The sequence below is a fragment of the Rhizobium sp. Nf11,1 genome (genome assembly GCF_050587665.1).
In the GTDB taxonomy this organism is placed as follows: Bacteria; Pseudomonadota; Alphaproteobacteria; order Rhizobiales; family Rhizobiaceae; genus Rhizobium.
The window spans coordinates 95,139-112,072 of record NZ_JBOBHU010000019.1; the positions used below are offsets into that span (position 1 = coordinate 95,139).

The 16,934-nt window shown below is 60.0% G+C and carries 12 protein-coding genes and 1 pseudogene; 3 read left to right on the forward strand and 10 right to left on the reverse strand.

Annotation, left to right across the window (positions count from 1 at the left end; all coding sequences use genetic code 11):
* Positions 1–10: 10 nt before the first annotated feature.
* The 5 genes from ACQ7C1_RS24100 to ACQ7C1_RS24120 all read right to left on the reverse strand — a co-directional run bounded on the left by ACQ7C1_RS24100 (position 11) and on the right by ACQ7C1_RS24120 (position 6,571).
* On the reverse strand, positions 11–1,654 hold the full coding sequence (locus ACQ7C1_RS24100; RefSeq protein ID WP_430960063.1) for an ABC transporter substrate-binding protein: 1,644 nt from the start codon (positions 1,652–1,654) through the stop codon (positions 11–13).
* A 99-nt stretch (positions 1,655–1,753) separates the two neighbouring features.
* Complete coding sequence (locus tag ACQ7C1_RS24105; RefSeq protein WP_097598236.1) at positions 1,754–2,812, reverse strand: dipeptidase; 1,059 nt, start codon at positions 2,810–2,812, stop codon at positions 1,754–1,756.
* A 158-nt stretch (positions 2,813–2,970) separates the two neighbouring features.
* Positions 2,971–3,996: an ABC transporter permease gene (locus tag ACQ7C1_RS24110; protein ID WP_064805578.1), complete on the reverse strand. Its 1,026-nt coding sequence runs from the start codon at positions 3,994–3,996 to the stop codon at positions 2,971–2,973.
* Between the two features lie 34 nt (positions 3,997–4,030).
* Positions 4,031–5,572 (reverse strand): sugar ABC transporter ATP-binding protein, encoded by a 1,542-nt coding sequence (locus tag ACQ7C1_RS24115; protein WP_430960064.1) that lies wholly within the window; start codon positions 5,570–5,572, stop codon positions 4,031–4,033.
* Positions 5,573–5,641: 69 nt separating this feature from the next.
* A complete protein-coding gene (locus ACQ7C1_RS24120) occupies positions 5,642–6,571 on the reverse strand; it encodes a sugar ABC transporter substrate-binding protein (RefSeq protein WP_430960065.1) in 930 nt (309 codons plus the stop codon).
* Positions 6,572–6,937: 366 nt separating this feature from the next.
* Between ACQ7C1_RS24120 and ACQ7C1_RS24125 the strand changes: the two genes are divergently transcribed.
* Positions 6,938–7,435 carry a DUF1993 domain-containing protein gene (locus ACQ7C1_RS24125; RefSeq protein ID WP_430960066.1) on the forward strand — a complete coding sequence of 166 codons (498 nt, stop codon included), beginning with the start codon at positions 6,938–6,940 and terminating at the stop codon, positions 7,433–7,435.
* A 91-nt stretch (positions 7,436–7,526) separates the two neighbouring features.
* On the opposite strand, the gene ACQ7C1_RS24130 is transcribed toward ACQ7C1_RS24125, so the two are convergent.
* Together ACQ7C1_RS24130 and galE are read right to left on the reverse strand one after the other, a co-directional pair.
* Positions 7,527–9,101, reverse strand: coding sequence for an alkaline phosphatase family protein (locus tag ACQ7C1_RS24130; protein ID WP_430960067.1), 1,575 nt, complete (start codon positions 9,099–9,101; stop codon positions 7,527–7,529).
* Positions 9,079–10,062 carry a UDP-glucose 4-epimerase GalE gene (gene galE, locus ACQ7C1_RS24135; RefSeq protein ID WP_183706412.1) on the reverse strand — a complete coding sequence of 328 codons (984 nt, stop codon included), beginning with the start codon at positions 10,060–10,062 and terminating at the stop codon, positions 9,079–9,081. The genes ACQ7C1_RS24130 and galE overlap by 23 nt, the downstream gene beginning before the upstream one ends.
* Positions 10,063–10,307: 245 nt before the next feature.
* Between galE and ACQ7C1_RS24140 the strand changes: the two genes are divergently transcribed.
* Positions 10,308–10,952 (forward strand): ThuA domain-containing protein, encoded by a 645-nt coding sequence (locus ACQ7C1_RS24140; protein ID WP_097598229.1) that lies wholly within the window; start codon positions 10,308–10,310, stop codon positions 10,950–10,952.
* A gap of 63 nt (positions 10,953–11,015) precedes the next feature.
* Here ACQ7C1_RS24140 and ACQ7C1_RS24145 read toward each other — a convergent pair.
* The 3 genes and pseudogenes from ACQ7C1_RS24145 to ACQ7C1_RS24155 all read right to left on the reverse strand — a co-directional run bounded on the left by ACQ7C1_RS24145 (position 11,016) and on the right by ACQ7C1_RS24155 (position 15,009).
* Positions 11,016–11,269: pseudogene (locus ACQ7C1_RS24145) on the reverse strand (DUF2934 domain-containing protein).
* 220 nt (positions 11,270–11,489) lie between these two features.
* Positions 11,490–12,902: an RtcB family protein gene (locus tag ACQ7C1_RS24150; RefSeq protein ID WP_430960071.1), complete on the reverse strand. Its 1,413-nt coding sequence runs from the start codon at positions 12,900–12,902 to the stop codon at positions 11,490–11,492.
* A 553-nt stretch (positions 12,903–13,455) separates the two neighbouring features.
* The gene (locus tag ACQ7C1_RS24155) at positions 13,456–15,009 is read right to left on the reverse strand and encodes a vWA domain-containing protein (RefSeq protein ID WP_430960068.1); all 1,554 of its coding nucleotides are present in this window, start codon (positions 15,007–15,009) and stop codon (positions 13,456–13,458) included.
* Between the two features lie 210 nt (positions 15,010–15,219).
* Between ACQ7C1_RS24155 and rtcR the strand changes: the two genes are divergently transcribed.
* Entirely contained in the window at positions 15,220–16,827 is a 1,608-nt protein-coding gene (gene rtcR, locus ACQ7C1_RS24160; RefSeq protein ID WP_430960072.1) for an RNA repair transcriptional activator RtcR, read from the forward strand.
* The last annotated feature ends 107 nt before the right edge of the window (positions 16,828–16,934 follow it).

The window sequence follows — 16,934 nt, forward strand, 5'->3', positions numbered from 1 at the left end:
TCCTGCCGGATTATTCCTTGGCGATCGGGCCAACGAAGTTGGTATCGAAGCTCGGACCCAGTTTGAACTCCTTCAGATTCTTCCGATAACCGGCCACCTCGGTCTGCTGGAAGATGATGACGAAGGGGCTGTTGGCAAGGAACTTCTTCTGGATATCCTCATACATTGCCGCGCGCTTGGCGTTGTCGCGTTCAAGCAGGGCCGCCTTGGTTTGCTTATCGAGTTCCGGCGCTTCCCAGGTGTTGCGCCAGGCGAGTGTCTTCACCGTGCCCGCATCCGAATTGTCAGGATTACTTGTGAAGGTATCGGCATTGGAGTTCGGATCGAAATAATCCGATCCCCAGTTACCAATATAGATGTCGTGGGTGCGAGCGCGATATTTGGTCAGCGTCTGCTTGCCGTCACCCGGAATGATTTCCAGCTTGACGCCGGCCTGCGCCAGCGTCTGCTGCATAGATTCAGCTATACCGGTCACCGGCTGCGTGTTGCGCACATCCATCGTCACCGAGAAGCCGTCCGGAAGGCCGGCCTTGGCAAGGAGTTCCTTGGCCTTGGCGACATCAAGCTTGTAGGGATTTTCATCGAGCGCGCCGAGCTGGCCCTTGGGCAGGAAGGTCTGATGAATCTCGCCGATGCCCTTGATCAAGGTTGCGCCGATCGCATCGTAGTCGACCAGATACTTGAAAGCCTCTTGGACTTCAGGCTTCTTCAGGTTCTCGTTCTTGTTGTTCAGGCTGACATAGTAGATCGTGCCTTTCGGCGCACTTGTCGTGGCGAGATCGGCATTCTTGGAAACGGCGTCGATATCGCCAGGCTCCAGATTGCGGGCGATGTCGATATCACCAGCTTCGAGCGCCAGCCGCTGGGCCGAACTTTCCTTCATATAGCGGTAGATGACGCGGTTGAGCTTGGCCTTGTCGCCGTAATAATTGTCGTTCCGCTCAAGCACGACGACTTCGTTTGCCCGCCATTCGCGCAGTTTGAAGGCGCCGGAGCCGGCATAACCGGTCTTCAGCCATTCATTGCCGAAATCATTGTCGTATTTATGCTCGGCATCCGGCGTCACCGCCTTCACATGTTCCATCACGAGCTTCTTGTCGACAACCGAGGCGACGGTCGCCGTCAGGCAGTTGAGTACGAAGCTCGGCGCATAGGCCTTGTCCACGGTGAAGACGAAGGTATTGGCGTCGGCCGCCTTGGCCTTTTCGGTGACATTGTCGCCCGTCAGGCCGAACTGGGTGAGGATGAAGGCCGGGCTTTTGTCGAGCTTGACGGCGCGTTCGAAAGACCATGCAACGTCTTCGGCGGTAATGGGGTTTCCGGAGGCGAACTTCAGGCCGGGCTTCAGTTTGAACGTATAGGTGAGGCCGTCATCCGAAACGCTCCAGCTCTCGGCAAGATCACCCTTCACCTTGGACGTGTCGGCGAGATCGAGACGGACGAGCAGGCTGTAGGTGTTGCTGGTGATCTCCGCGGTCGAAAGCTCGAAGGCTTCGCCCGGATCCATGGTGATGATGTCGTCGATGGCAAACCCTTCGACCAGCGTGTCCTTGGGCGTCTCGGCAAAGGCGGCGGGTGCCGTCATCATCAGGAGCGATATGGCGGCCCCTGCGGAAAGTAGGCGGAAATTGCGGCTGAGCTTGGCGATCATCATGGTCTGTTCCCCTGTTCTTGATTGATTACGAGGCGTTTTGTCGGTCATGTCCCATTAAAATATTGTCCGTTTTCAGTGCGTCGATAGGCGCGCCGCACTTTAGGCGTGGTCCTCCCGCCAAGCTTGCGCCAGAATACGAAGCCAATTTTCACGGGCAAGTTTCTTGAGGTCGGCCTCACCATATCCAACCTCCCGGAGAGCGGCAATCAGCTTCTGATTGCCGGCCGCGTCGCCGATTTCTTCCGGAATGGTTGCGCCGTCGAAGTCCGATCCGAGACCGACGCAATCGATGCCAATGCGGTTCACCAGATAGTCAATGTGGCGGATCATATCGGCAAGCGGTGTGTCGCTGTCCGAGCGACCGTCGGGACGCAGCATGGCGGTGGCATAGTTGATGCCGACGAGCCCGCGGCTTTCGCGGATCGCATCGAGCTGCCTATCCGTCAGATTGCGCGCCACCGGCGTCAGTGCATGCGCATTGGAATGGCTGGCGACCAGCGGCTGGTCCGTCGTCTTCGCTACGTCCCAGAAGCCCTTTTCGGTAATGTGGGCGAGGTCGATAAGGATACCGAGCCGATTGCACTCTCTCACCAGCTCGAAACCGGCCTCGGTGAGGCCGGGCGCCGTATCCGGCGACATCGGGAAAGCGAAGGGCACGCCATGTCCGAAGACGTTGTGCCGGCTCCAGACCGGGCCAAGCGATCGCAGTCCCGCTGCATAAAATAGTTCGAGAGCCGAAAGGTCGGGGCCGATAGCCTCACAGCCTTCCATATGCATGACGGCGGCAAAGATGCCCTCCTGCATGGCGCCGCGGATGTCCTTAACCGTCCGGCAGAGCCGCCAGGCGCCTGCCTGGTCGAGCCGCAAAGCGATCGCCGCCATTTCGGTGGCGATGGCAAGCGACGGCAGCGGATCGAGAGGAGCCGCCATCGGCGTGATGTAGCGGCCATCGGCATCCGGATCGGCGAAGACAAGATCGCCCGAGGGAATGTAGATGGCGCAGAGGCCGCCTGAGAGGCCTCCTTCCCTGGCGCGACGCGCATCGATATGGCCGGTCGTCGTTCCGTCGGCGAATTCCGCGATCGGGTCGCTGCCGTCTTTTGAATGTGTCCAGAGCCGGAGGAGAACGTCGTTGTGGCCGTCAAATACGAATTGCATCTGTCTTCCTGCGCTGCCCGAGCGGGCCAATAAGCGGCAGAATAGAAAAGCTGACGGAATTCGCCACCTCTTTTTTTGGGCATCGGCATCGTGGAGCATCACCAAAAGCGAAACGGGGGCCGAAGCCCCCGCAAAATCATCGGATCACATGGTCGTGCTCAGTGCTTGCGGCGCTTCTTTTGCCGGTAGACGTCGATGACGACGGCCGCGACGATGATGAACCCCTTGACGATCTCCTGATAATAGGCGTCGATCCTGAGGAAGGTGAAGCCCGAGGTCATGACGCCAAGAATGATGGTGCCGATGACGGTGCCGGTGATGCGCCCGACGCCGCCGGTGAGCGAGGTGCCGCCGATAACGGTCGCAGCGATCGCGTCCAACTCATATCCGACACCCATGCTCGCTTGCGCGGTTTCCGCGCGCGCCGCCGTGACGATGCCGGCAAGACCAGCAAGCAATCCAGCAATCACATAGACTTTGACGAGGTGCGCTTCGATGTTGATACCGGAAACGCGGGCGGCCTGGGGGTTCGCGCCGATGGCGTAGGTGAACTTTCCATAGCGGGTGTAGCGCAGCGCGATGTGGAAGATCAGTGCAACGACGAGGAAGACGACAACCGGCCACGCCTTGGTTCCAATGAAATGAAACTGCTCGGTGATACCGGAAACCGGCTGTCCTTTCGTATACCACTTGGCGACACCTCTGGCGGAAACGAACATGCCAAGTGTTGCAATGAACGGAGGGATCTTCGTATAGGCGATCAGCGCGCCGTTCGCGAGACCCGCCGCCGCTCCGATCAGCAGACCGATCATGATGGGCACGAGCGCCGGAAGATCAGTCAGCGAGGGGAAGACGGCCCGCCCCCAGGTGGAGGACTGGGCGAAACTTGTTGCGATCATCGCCGTCATGCCGACGACCGAGCCCGATGATAGATCGATGCCGCCTGTTATGATGACCTGCGTGACCCCGACGGCGATAATGCCGATGACGGAGACCTGCAGGATCATGATTGTCAGGCGCTGCGAATTCATCAGGAAGCTTTGGCCGATGAACATCCAGCCGAGCGCTTCATAGATGAGCGCGATGCCGACAAGCACCAGGAAGATGCTGAGTTCCGGCGGCATACGCCGCCGTCTCTGCCGGGTTGCGAGCGGGGCCGTACCCTCTGCTGCCTTGGTACTCATATCAAACCTCCCTTAGGCGATCCCAAGCTGCGCCTTACCGCGCAGCCAGTTCCATCACCTTGATCTGCGTTGCTTCATCGCGGTTGAGGAAACCGGTCACCAGGCCCTCATGCATGACCATGATGCGGTCGCTCATGCCCAGAACCTCGGGCATTTCGGATGAGATCATGATAACCGCCACGCCGTTTCGCGCCATTTCCGTGACCAGCCGATGGATTTCCGCCTTGGCGCCGACATCGATGCCGCGCGTCGGTTCATCGAGGATCAGGATCTTCGGATGGGTGAGCAGCCAGCGCCCGATCAGTACTTTCTGCTGATTGCCGCCCGAAAGGTTTTCCACCCGCTCGTAGAGATTGGGGGTTTTCACGCGCAGCCTCTTTGCCATGTCTTCGCAGGTGGCCTCGATTGCGCCCTGCTGCACGAAACCACCCTTGACGAATTTGTCCTGCAGGACGGCGATCTGCATGTTTTCCAGGATATCCAGGATCAACAGGCAGCCGGTGTCTTTGCGATCCTCCGTCAGGAATGCCATCTGGTGACGGATCGCCTCGGTCGGCGAGGAAATCGTCACCGGCTTGCCGAACAGTTCGATCGTGCCGGAGCTTGCCGGCGTCACGCCGAACAGCGTTTCGGCGACATTCGACCGTCCGGAGCCGACGAGGCCGGCCACACCTAGAATCTCGCCGGCCCTGACCTCGAAGGAAACATTGCGGAAGACGCCTTTGAGACAGAGGTCCTTGACGGAGAGCACGACCTCGCCGATCGGTACCTGTTCCTTCGGAAACATCTGAGTGATTTCGCGCCCGACCATCATGCGGATGATGTCGTCGCGGGTGACGTCGGTCGAGGCGTGCGTGCCGATATATCGGCCATCGCGGAAGACGGAAAACTCATCGGCGATCTCGAACAGTTCGTTCATCTTATGGGTGATGTAGACGATGCCGATTCCCTCAGACCTGAGGTCGCGGATAATGCGGAAAAGATGCTCGACCTCGCGCTCCGTCAGGGCCGAAGTGGGTTCGTCCATGATGAGGACATCGGAATTATACGACACCGCCTTGGCGATCTCGACCATCTGCCGGTTGGCGACCGAGAGGTGCCGGACTTCGATATCGGGATCGATATCAATATTGAGCCGGGCAAACAGCTCCTCGGTCATGTTATGCATCACGCCATGGTCAATGAAACCGAAGCGGTTCTTCGGTTCGCGGCGGATCCAGATATTTTCGGCAACGGTCATGAACGGCATCAGGTTCAGCTCCTGATGGATCATGGCGATACCGTTCTCCAGCGCATCGAGCGGAGATTTCAGCTGGATCTCGACCCCTTTGAGGCGAATATCGCCTTTATCGGGCGTATAGATGCCGGCGAGGATCTTCATCAATGTCGATTTGCCGGCGCCGTTTTCACCCATCAGCGCATGCACGGAGGCGCGCTTCAGCCGAAACTGCACGTCATCGAGTGCGACGACGCCGGGAAACTCCTTGCGAACGCCCTCGGCGCTCAAGAGAAACTCCGCATTCGGAACGGCGCCGCTTGCACGCACGGCTGCCATGGTTGTCGGGCTGACGGCCATATCATCTCCTCCGGATACGGACAGGCGGAAAGGATGCGGGCAGAGCCCGCATCCTGCTTGGCACTTACCTCAGTTCTTGGTGACGAAGTCCTTGACGTTTTCAGGCGTGACGAGCTGGAAGGGGATGTAGACCTTCTTCTCGGTCTTTTCGCCCTTGGCAAGCTTGAGCGCCGTATCGAGTGCGCCCTTGCCCTGGCCGGCAGCGTCCTGGAACACGGTGACGTCGAGGTCGCCCGCCTGCATGGCGGCAAGCGCGTCCTGGGTGGCGTCGACACCGCCGATGACGATCTTGCTCAGGTCCTTGCCGGCTGCCTTCAGCGCCTGGATGGCGCCGATCGCCATTTCGTCGTTGTTGGAGATCACAGCGTCGAACTCGATGCCGCTGGAGAGCCAGTTGGTCATCAGGTCGGCGCCCTGGGTACGATCCCAGTTGGCCGTCTGCTCTTCGACGATCTCAAGGCCCTTGCATTCATCCGTCTTGATGACGTCATGGACGTCCTGGGTGCGCATGCGGGCAGCCTGGTTGGAAAGCTCGCCCATGATGACGACGGCCTTGCCCTTGCCACCAAGAATGCGGCAGATTTCCTTGGTTTCCAGCGTGCCGGATTCCTGCTCGTTGGAAGCGACGAAGGCCTGCTTTTCCGGAAGCGTGTCGACGTTGACCGGCTGGCGGTTCACGTAAACCAGCGGAATGCCGGCATCGGCGGCAAGCTTCGACATTGCCGTCGTCGCATCGGTATCGACAGGGTTGACGATGATTGCATCGACCTTGGAGGCGATGAAATTCTGGATCTGGCTCTGCTGCTTGGAAACGTCGTTCTGTGCGTCTTCGACCTGCAGCGTGACGCCGGAAAGCGTCTTTGCATAATCGGTCATGCCGTTGCGCAGAACGGTCAGGAAGTTGTCGTCGAACTTGGCCATCGACACGCCAACCGTTTCCGCGTGGGCGGCCGTCGACATGACGAGCGCCATCGCAGTGCCCAGGATAAACTTTTTCATTTTTACTTCCTCCACAAAGCGGTGCCCGGCTGCACCCTCCTCACGCCGGAGCTCCAGGCATCTGCCCTGAAGCCGCAATTTGCTGCGCCGCCTCTCCCGCGGCGTTCCGAAAACGGAACAAACAAACCGTAAAATTTGTTCTGCGGAATATTCATTCCATTTTCTGGGAGCGACGTCAAGCCTCTCTTTAGCGGCACTCGGGATATTGATGGGGCAATGCATGGGAATTGCGGGTGGCACAGGCGTTCGGCGACATTGCGCACGAAGTGGGCAGCCTCCATCTATGGAAAGGTCGAAGACAGGCCCCGCCGCAGGCCCTTCGACATCGCCGCGGCCGCTCATTTTGAAAATCCTGGAGACAGACTGATGTCCATTTCGATCTATCGCCTTACCGTTCCGATGTTCCAGCGCGGCCTCGCCAGCCTGAAGACCTATCTCGATAAGGCTGAAGCCTATGCGAAGGAAAAGAATATCGATCCGGTGATACTCGTCTCCGCGCGGCTTGCACCCGACATGCTGTCGCTGGCCGGCCAATATCAGCGGGCCAGCGACAGCGCCAAGTTCACGCTCGCTCGCCTGACCGCAACCGACGCGCCAAAGTTCGACGATAACGAGACGACGATCGAGCATTTGCGCGAGCGCCTGGCAAAGACAGAAGCCTATCTCGCCGGCTTCTCGGCGCAAGCCCTGGAGGGCGCGGAAAGCCGCCAGATCACTCTGCCGGGCAAAAGCGGCATCGTGCTGCCGGGTGACGAATATGTCACCACCTTCGCCCTACCGAACTTCTACTTTCACGTCGCCACCGCCCACGCCATCCTGCGCAACCAGGGCGCACCGATCGGCAAGCGCGACTATCTGGGCTGATTCAAGGCAATTCCGGCAAAGCGCACAGCGGGTCTTGCTGGACATAAAAATAAAGCGAGCGTTGCCTCCATTCGAAGAAGACGGAAACGCTCTACCGGGGTCGGTGCGTCACCGGCCCCTTTTCCGTCAGCTCGGTATAGGCAAGCGTCTGGTCGAGATGCCGCGCTCTCAGCGAGAGCAACTTCTCGGCATATTCAAGCCGGATCGCCGCATAGGCCGGATCAGTCGCGACGTCGTCGAGCTCCATCGGATCATTGCTGAGGTTGAAGAGCAGCGGCGGCAGTGCGGTGAAATGCACATATTTGAACCGATCGTCGCGGATCACGGCGAGGTTGCATTGGTTCGGCCCCCCGAAATGCCGCTCCGCCTCGCCCTTGGCGATGTCGCGGAAATCGAATTCCCAGAATATCGCGTCGCGCCAGCCTTCGGCGACCTCGCCCGTGATGAACGGCATCAGCGACCGACCGTCGAGCCCGTTCTTTGGCTCGATGCCGAGCCTTGCGCATAGGGTGGGAAAAATATCCGCAGCGCTGGTGAAATCGTCAACGATCCTGCCGGCCGCAGCGGTTGCGGGATCGCGGATGATCAACGGGATATGGTAGCTGCCATCGAAGAAGCCACCCTTGCCGAGCGTCCAGTGATCTCCCGCCATCTCGGCGTGGTCCGAGGTGAAGACGACGAGCGTATTCTCCCAAGCGCCCGCATCCTTCAGCGCCTGCCAGATCCGGCCGAGCTGGGCATCGACCTCTGAGATCATCCCGTAATAAATCGCCCGGATCGCCGCGAAGTCCTCGCTGCTCCAGGCGCTGAGCGGCCCTTGCGCCCCGTGAATGAAGCTGCCCTTGTCGGTGAGCGGCATGGCATGGGCGAGATAGGGATGAGCTTCCTGTTCCGCTTCGCGGTTTTCCGCACGCGCAAAGGCCGGCCCGTCATCCGGCTTGTACATCCGGTTGAACGGCGCCGGCACTGAGAATGGCGGGTGCGGACGCAAGAAGGAGACATGCGCAAACCACGGCCGGTCCTGTTCGCCCATCCAGCGAATGAACTCGCCGGCCAGGAAGGCGGTCTGGGTCTCATCGCTGGAATAGGCTGGTGCAGCATCGGAAATTTCGCCGGCTCGCGCACCGACGGGGATGTGGATGTCGCGGCTGACGGCATTTGCATGGCTACGTGACCTGAGCCATGAGAGCCATTGCCGCTCATGCTCGGGCAGGAGTTGGCGAGCGGTAAAACCCGGCAACACGCCTTCGTAGGTGGTCAGATGCGGGTCAGCCGCATCCATGCCGCGCGGATCGGGCGCCGTGTCGGTATAGCCGAACAGCGTTGGGTCGTATCCCGCCCGCCGGGCAGCTAGAGCCAGATTGTCGAAGCGAGCGTCGAGCGGCGAACCATTGCGGCAGACGCGGTGGTTCATCTGATAAAGGCCGGTATAAAGCGTGGCCCGGGCCGGAGAGCAGGGGGCGGCCCCGGCATAATGCTGCCGGAAGAGCGTGCCTTCGCGCGCCAGTGCATCGATGTGAGGTGTTTTCACACAAGTATGACCGACCGCCGACAGGCAGTCGCCACGCCATTGGTCCGCGGTGATCAGCAGAATATTGGGCCGGCGGAGCTTTTCAAGGCTTTTTGGCTCAATGCTGCTTGGCTCAATGCTGGTTGGATTTTGCATGCCAATTCCAGGCGGAGCGGATGATCTCGGACAGATCATATTGCGGCACCCAGCCGAGCACGTCGCGCGCCTTGTCGTTGTTGGCGACCAGCGTATGCGAATCCCCTTCGCGCCGGCCGATATATTCGACAGGGAAGGGTCGGTTCGACACGTCCTCGATCGCGCCCAGCAATTCCCTGACCGTCGTACCCGTGCCGGTGCCGAGGTTGAGCGCGACGGAATCGCCGCCCTTCAGCAGATATTCGACGGCGCGCACATGCGCGTCGGCAAGATCGAGCACATGGATGTAGTCGCGCACGCAGGTGCCGTCGCGCGTCTCGTAGTCGCTACCGAACACCTTGAAGCCCTGGCGACGGCCGAGTGCGGCGTCGATCGCCAAGGGAATCGCATGCGTTTCCGGCTGGTGCCACTCGCCGATCCGACCTTCGAAATCAGCACCGGCCGCATTGAAATAACGCAGCACCACCGAGCGCAGGCCCTTATACTGGTCGTAATCGGCAAGCGCCTGTTCGACGATATATTTCGTCCGCCCATACGGGTTGATCGGCACCTGCCGGTGCGTCTCGTCGAGCGGTACGCTCTGTGGGAGGCCATAGGTGGCGCAGGTGGAGGAGAAAACGAAGGCGTTGACGCCAGCCGCCTGCGCCGCCGAAAGCAGCGTCAAAGTGCCGATCACATTATTTTCATAGAATGAAACCGGATCCTTGACCGATTCGCCGACCTCGATCAGCGCCGCGAAGTGCAGGATTGCGGCCGGCTTGTGCTTGGCCAGCACCTCGTCCAGCCGGGCACGATCGCGAATGTCGCCCTCTTCCGCCGGCCCCCATTTGACGAACTCGCGATGGCCGTTCGAAAAATTATCGAAGACGACAGGCCTATAGCCCTTGTTCGCCAGGTCGAGGCACGTATGCGAGCCGATATAACCGGCGCCGCCGACCACAAGAATCGTTTCACCTGCCATGCACCACCCTTAATTATCAGTGAGAGATGGAAGAAACCTAGACGAGATACACGTCAATAAAAAGAAGGAACTTCGATCGGCGCGAGCGGACAATACGTCAAATGCCGAAACCGGCGGTTTTGCGATTTGGCCGAAACGGGGAAGTCGATCAATTATTCGCGTGATTTGCATGACCGCTCGATTTAAGCGGCTTGTACCATCGGGCGATGCTCAACGATCCGCGACAGACAGCAAGGAGAACGGGAATGAGGAAGGCATTGATCGTCTGGGGCGGCTGGCAGGGCCATGAGCCGGAACAATGCGCCCATATCGTCGCCGATCTCCTGCGCGAGGACGACTTCGCCGTGGAGGTGACCGGCGATCTCGGCATATTCGGATCTCCGATCCTGGCCAAGGCGGATTTGCTGGTGCCCATCATCACCGGCGGAACGCTGGAAAAGCCCCATGCTAGCGCCCTGGTCGAGGCTGTACGCGGAGGTCTCGGACTAGCCGGCCATCACGGCGCACTCGCCACCTCCTTCAAGGAAAGCGCGCCTTTCCGCTACGTCTCCGGCGTCACCTGGGTCGCCCATCCCGGCAACATCATCGATTTCCGTGTCGCCGTCACCCGCCAGGACGATCCCGTCATGGAGGGCATTCCCGATTTCGACTACCGTTCGGAGCAATATTATCTGCATTATGATCCGACGGTCGAAATCCTTGCGACCACCACTTTCACCGGCGCCTACGATCCGGCGGCGCGCAATGTGGTGATGCCCGTCGTCTTCAAACGCCATTTCGGCGCCGGCCGCATCTTCTATTCCGCACTCGGCCATGTCGCCGCCGAGTTCGACCATCCCTTTATGCCACTGATCCTGCGGCGCGGCCTCGGCTGGGCCGCCCGCCAGTAGTATCAGGATGACACATTGCTGCATCCGGGCGGAATGAGTGCTTCAATTCGACTGGAAAAGGTTTTAACGCGCCGCTTTCAGCTGAAGGCCGTTCTCGACGGCGGGGACCGCCCGTCATAGACCCGCATCAGCCGTCCGGCCGCCTTCAGCTTCTCGATAAGGTCATTTCCGTCGGGCGAGGCTTTGGTCAATTCCAGTTGCTCGAATTCCTTGAGCGCCTGCATCCAGTGGCTTTCCCCGCGCCCCTCCGGCCGACCTTCCGATTCCCACAGCGAATAAGCGCGCTGGCTGACCCAGGCGTCCCGATTGTGACTCATAACAAACCCCAGCCGAAAAATTTGGAAGCAAATTTCGATAGCCGACAAGGTGCCAGAGTTGGCTTTAGGAGTGGTTACGAGGCAACGTTAGTTTTTAGATAATGCGAAGAGATGCGGATACTTAGGCCCTGATAAAGTAATAGGAACCGGCGGCAGAATTGCCGCACGTATCGTGCTGCGGCCCTTGCCAATACGGCAAAGGCCGGAGCACTGGAGGCAATCAACGGCGTTCCCGTTTGCGACGCCAGGGTGCGTCCTTCTGCCAGTCGCCGGCCATGATGCTTCCATACGGAACGACCTCGTCGACTACCTCGGCCAGACCGTAGTGCTCGATCTGCGCACGCACATTGGCGGCGGACTTGTAGGCGCTCGGCAGTTCCGAGACGTCGGCAAAGCCCGAGAAGAAGCGAACGTCCAGACCCGCCGTCTCCTTTTCCATGATCGCCGCCATGTTGTTCGGGCTCAAGCCGCGGGCATCCGCGCCATATTCTTCCGCCAGGCGCCTGATATGGGCGCTGCGCGAAAAATTTCGGCCGGCGCCGTGTGGCGAGAAGCCGAGGCCATGGGCGGCGTTGGAGCCGCGGACGATCAGGATCGGTTCCGCCATGTTCAGCGGAATGATCGTCAGATCGGTGGCATCCTCAGCCCATTTGTCGAAGGCCGGTGTCGCTCCCTTGCCGTGATAGAAGAGGCCGTCCGATTTCCGGAAAACGAAATTGTGCTCGTTCCAGAAACGATCGGCCACCTTCGCCGAGAGTGCCTCTGCCGCCATGTCATGCACGACATAATGGTTTTCCCTCGTCCACTGCCGGATGGCCTGCAGAGCCGACCAGTAGAGGTCGCCCTCTTCGGTGTCGGCGGGAATCCATGCATTGTCCCGCAGGGTTTCCGGCGAGATCTGCTCGCGAAAGCGGTTCGCGGCCTTCATGCCCTTGTCGTAGAGCCGGGCACCCGGTGCACGCGACCCGTGATGGGTGACGAGCGCGGTCTCGCCGGTCGATTTCATCGTTCCGACAAAAGCGAAATGATTGCCGTCGCCCTGCGTGCCGAAATGTTCGATGCCGGCACTGAGCGCCCCGTCGCGCAGAAACGGGTTCTGCTGGAAGGCCGACAGCGTCGCTTCGGAAGGCTTGATCTGCGCACCGCGCGGACGGCCACCAGGCCCGAAATGCGTTACCGCATGCACGGCGTCGAGAAGCGATTTCGGATCGACATCCGGAAAGATCGAGATTGCCATGGAGCAGCAGATGTCAGCCGAGTGCATGCCCGGATGGATCGCCTCGGATGCCACGACACCGCCAACCGGAATGGTGCCGACCGGCCCGGCCGGGCAGGCGTCCGGCATGATCGCCGCAGCCCGGACGACCGGCGTGCACACCAGCGCCCGCATCGTAGCATTGACCTTTTCGACATTGTCCTGCTCGAAGGCGTTCTCCGCGCGGATATTGGAATAGATCTCGATATCGTTATCCGATCTCAGGGCGAGCGTCGGCCCCGGCTGAAAAGCCCTTGCTGCTTCAAGCGCCTCCGCGGCCGAACCGCCCTGGCTCAAAACCCTGTTGGCAGCATCGAGAGCCGGACGAAACCACTTGCCCTGGCTCATGCCTGCGTCGATCAGATCCTGTCCGCTCATTATCTCGGTCATCTTCTTTTCTGCGTCTGCAGTCCTTCTTCTTGGTTACGTTTCATGCTCGCCTGGGCGACGATTTTCCCGGACGCCAGGCATTTTTGCAGCGGCGACAAAGGTGGACGAAACCGAGTGGCCCCGCTCGTGCCAGAGAGCGCCGCTGGGACAGGAGTCGAACCTGTCAGGCCACCTCGATACGGAGGCTGTAGTTTCGTCCGGCATTCGCCGCTGCAATTCTCGTCATGGCGACAAGTCCTGAGGAAACATCTTGCGCATCCTTCTCCCTTTCGGGATTCGGGCGACAAGGCGGGCCTTGAACCCGCGCCCGGGGTTACCGTTGTAGTTTCCCCGGCATTCGCCATGTCTTTTTAGATGTCTTTCGATTGGTCCGTGACGACGAGATGTGGTGGAACACCCGCTCTATCCGCTGAGCTACGGGTCCTTGTTTTCTGGGGGACCCGACGGGATTCGAACCCGCGACCTGGAGAGTGACAGTCTGTAGTTCCATCCGGCATTCGTCACGGTGCCTCGCGCCGTTCACTGGCGGCGCGAAGCAATTTCAAAGATCGGTCGCCTCGATCCGGCGAAGCCATTCGCCCGGACCGGACTTGCCGGCTGCGAAGCTGGTGATGGCTCCGTAGACGGCATCCGAGAAGCCGCCGATATTCAGCACGTCCTCTCCCGTTGCCGGCGTCTGGACGTAGGGCTGGATGTCGAGGCAGACCAGCTTCGCCGCCGGGTTCAGCCTCTTGATCCGCGCCCATTCAGCCATCATCCCGGTCGCCTGGCCGTGCCCCCGCGCATCCATCCAGGACTGGTTGTCTGAGACGAAGAGCACGAGGTCGACCGCCGCCTTCTCCTTTGCCAGCAGCCGCAGCGGCGCGGAGCAGTTCGTTCCGCCACCGCCGACTGCCGCGAGCTTCGCCGCATTGGTCATCACGCTGTCACGCCCGTTCAGCTGGACGTTCACGACGTCCTGTTCGAACGGGATGATACGCGTCTGCCGGTTACGCCGCAGGAACGACGCAGCCACGAGTGCTGCGACATCGATGCAGCGGACGGTTGATGTCGCGCCCTTTCGGTAGCCGGTGACGGGGGACGACATGGAGCCGGAGACATCCGGGCAGACCACGACCTTCCCGCCGATCGTCGGCACGCTGGAGACTGCCACCTCCATCGCATCCTGCAGAGCATCCGCAACGACAGCCGGAACCGTCCGGTTCGCCATATGCCACGCCACCATCAACTGATAGGGGAAGACACGCGCCTTGCGCACCGCTTCCGGATCGGCGATCCGCGCAGCAAGCCGTGCGGCCATGCCATTCACCTCGAACACGCCGTTTCGGGCAAAGGTGTTGAGGTTCTGGCGCACCATCTGCCACGAGCCCTTCAAGGCGATTTCCGACCACTGCTCCTTGCTCAGACCAAGCGAGGTCAACATCTGGAACGGCACGGGCGGCAGCGGCAAGCTGCTATCGCGCTTGAACGCTTCGAACGTCTTTACCTCCACCGGCGATGCGGCGAAATCATACGGCTTGCCGACTGCCCAGGCGTAGAGCGCCTGACGCTCCGCGTCTCGCGGCTTCGGATGTACCATCCGGATCACATCCGGCAGCGACGGATCATTGCCGACCATCGCATGCAGAAACTGTTCCGTCGTCACCCGGTCGAACCAGGCCTGCACCATCTTCTTCGGCCGCGATCCGAGCGATTTCCGGCCGGTCACACCCGACCGCATGACCTGCACGAAGCCGCGCAACATCTTGCCGCTCTTCACGACACGCGGAAACGCCCGCGCAAAGGCATCGCTTTCGAGGCCCGAAAGCATCGCCAGCAGCATGACCGGCATGTCCTTCATATGGCCCTTCTCCGCCGCGTAGACCGCGAGCTTTGCCAGGAATTCCGGCTCGACCTCCGCACCTAGGCGCATCACGGCATCGAGCTGTTCCCCGGCATCCGCATAGAACGTGTCGCCGAATGTTCCGGTGACGGCATATTGCGCCAGGGCTTCACGCGGCGAGAGAGCATAGGCTGCTGCGCCTTCGTGGTTGGTCGTCGTCGTGCCGGCAAGCAGCTTTCCGAAATAGGATTTGAAGATTGCCTTGTTCACCATGGCAGCACCTCTTTGATTTGGTTCTGCCCAATACAATTCAAGTGGCGTGCCAGTTTCTAAAGTCCGCGACAAGTTTCCGCGAAATAGATCATAAACTTTTGATTATAATGATAAAAACTTATAAGACAATTTCTGCCTTGCAAATTGCCAAGTTCGAGAAAGGGGAATAGTCTATCTGATGATATAGGATTTTATAATTTTGGATAAATGATGAAGCGCCGAGTCGCCATCAGCATGCTTGGAACGACTCTCGACGTGGGCCGGCGTGAAGACCGATGGACGCGCTGGCGGCCGAACGTCGGCCTTTGCCAACAGGCCGGTCTTTTTATCGATCGGCTGGAATTGATCCACGACAACCATTCCGACTGGCTGGCCAAAACTGTGATCAGGGATATCGAGACGATTTCGCCCGCGACGGAGGTTCGCCAGCGCATCATCAATCTGCGGGACCCCTGGGACTTTTCCGAAGTCTATACGAGCCTCAGGGATTTTGCCCGGGACTACAGTTTCGATCCCGAGGCTGAAGACTATTTCGTCAACATCACCACCGGCACCCATGTCGCCCAGATCTGCTGGTTCCTCCTGACCGAAGCGCGCATCATCCCCGGCAGGTTGCTGCAGCTCTCTCCGCCGCGCGAGCGCGAGCCGGGACAGGATTTCGCGGGAACCCATCGCATCATCGATCTTGATCTCTCGCGCTATGACGAAATCGCCAAGCGCTTCGCATCCGAACAGGCCGATGCCGCCTCATTTCTGAAATCCGGTATTTCGACGCGAAACCCCGCCTTCAACCGCATGATCGACGAGATCGAGCGCGTTGTGATCCGTTCTACCGCTCCCGTCTTGCTGACCGGCCCGACCGGCGCGGGAAAATCCCAGCTTGCCAAGCGCATCTACGAACTCAAGAGGGTCGAGCGAAAAGTCAGCGGTCCGTTCGTTGAGGTCAACTGCGCAACGCTCCGCGGCGATCACGCCATGTCGGCGCTTTTCGGCCATGTCAAAGGCGCCTTTACCGGCGCGGCAGGCGAACGGCCCGGCCTGCTGAAGTCGGCGGACAAGGGTGTGCTCTTTCTCGATGAGATCGGCGAACTCGGCCTGGATGAACAGGCCATGTGCCTGCGGGCGATCGAGGAGAAGCGCTTCCTGCCGGTCGGCGCGGACCGCGAAGTTTCCGCCGACTTCCAGCTTCTGGCGGGTACCAATCGCGATCTCGGTGAAGCCGTCCACCACGGTCAATTCCGCGAAGATCTCTTTGCCCGGCTCAATCTATGGACTTTCCAGCTGCCGGCGTTGCGCGAGCGCAAGGAAGATATCGAGCCCAATCTCGATTTCGAGCTTCGACGGTTCCTTGAACGTGAAGGGCAGAACGTGACGTTCAACAAAGAGGCGCGAAGCCGCTATCTCGCATTTGCAACCGGCTCGGAAGCTGTCTGGAGCGCGAACTTCCGAGACTTGTCCGCTTCCGTCACGCGCATGGCAACGCTCGCGCCTCAAGGCCGAATCACTGTCGAGGTAGTCGATGACGAGATCCGACGCCTGAAGGCAGCCTGGCGCGGCTCCTCGGGACGCCGGTCATCCGACGACATCCTCATCGATCTGCTCGGCGAGGACGCCGTTAACAGCCTCGATCCTTTCGACGCCGTTCAACTCGCCGCCGTTCTTCACACCTGCCAGGAGCATGTCAGCGCCAGTGCCGCGGGCCGGGCACTGTTTGCAAACTCGCGGCTGGAAAAGAAGAGCAGCAACGACGGCGATCGGCTTGCCAAATATCTCGCGCGCTTTGATCTGAAATTCGAAGACGTAAGAAAATCCCGCTAGGCGGTGTCTCCTCATCAGACCTGGCCCTTGCGAACCATCGCCAACCGGTCGCTGGCAGGCTGCCGCTTGAGTCCGTTCCGTACCTGTGTCTTCGGGATGTGCAAGAG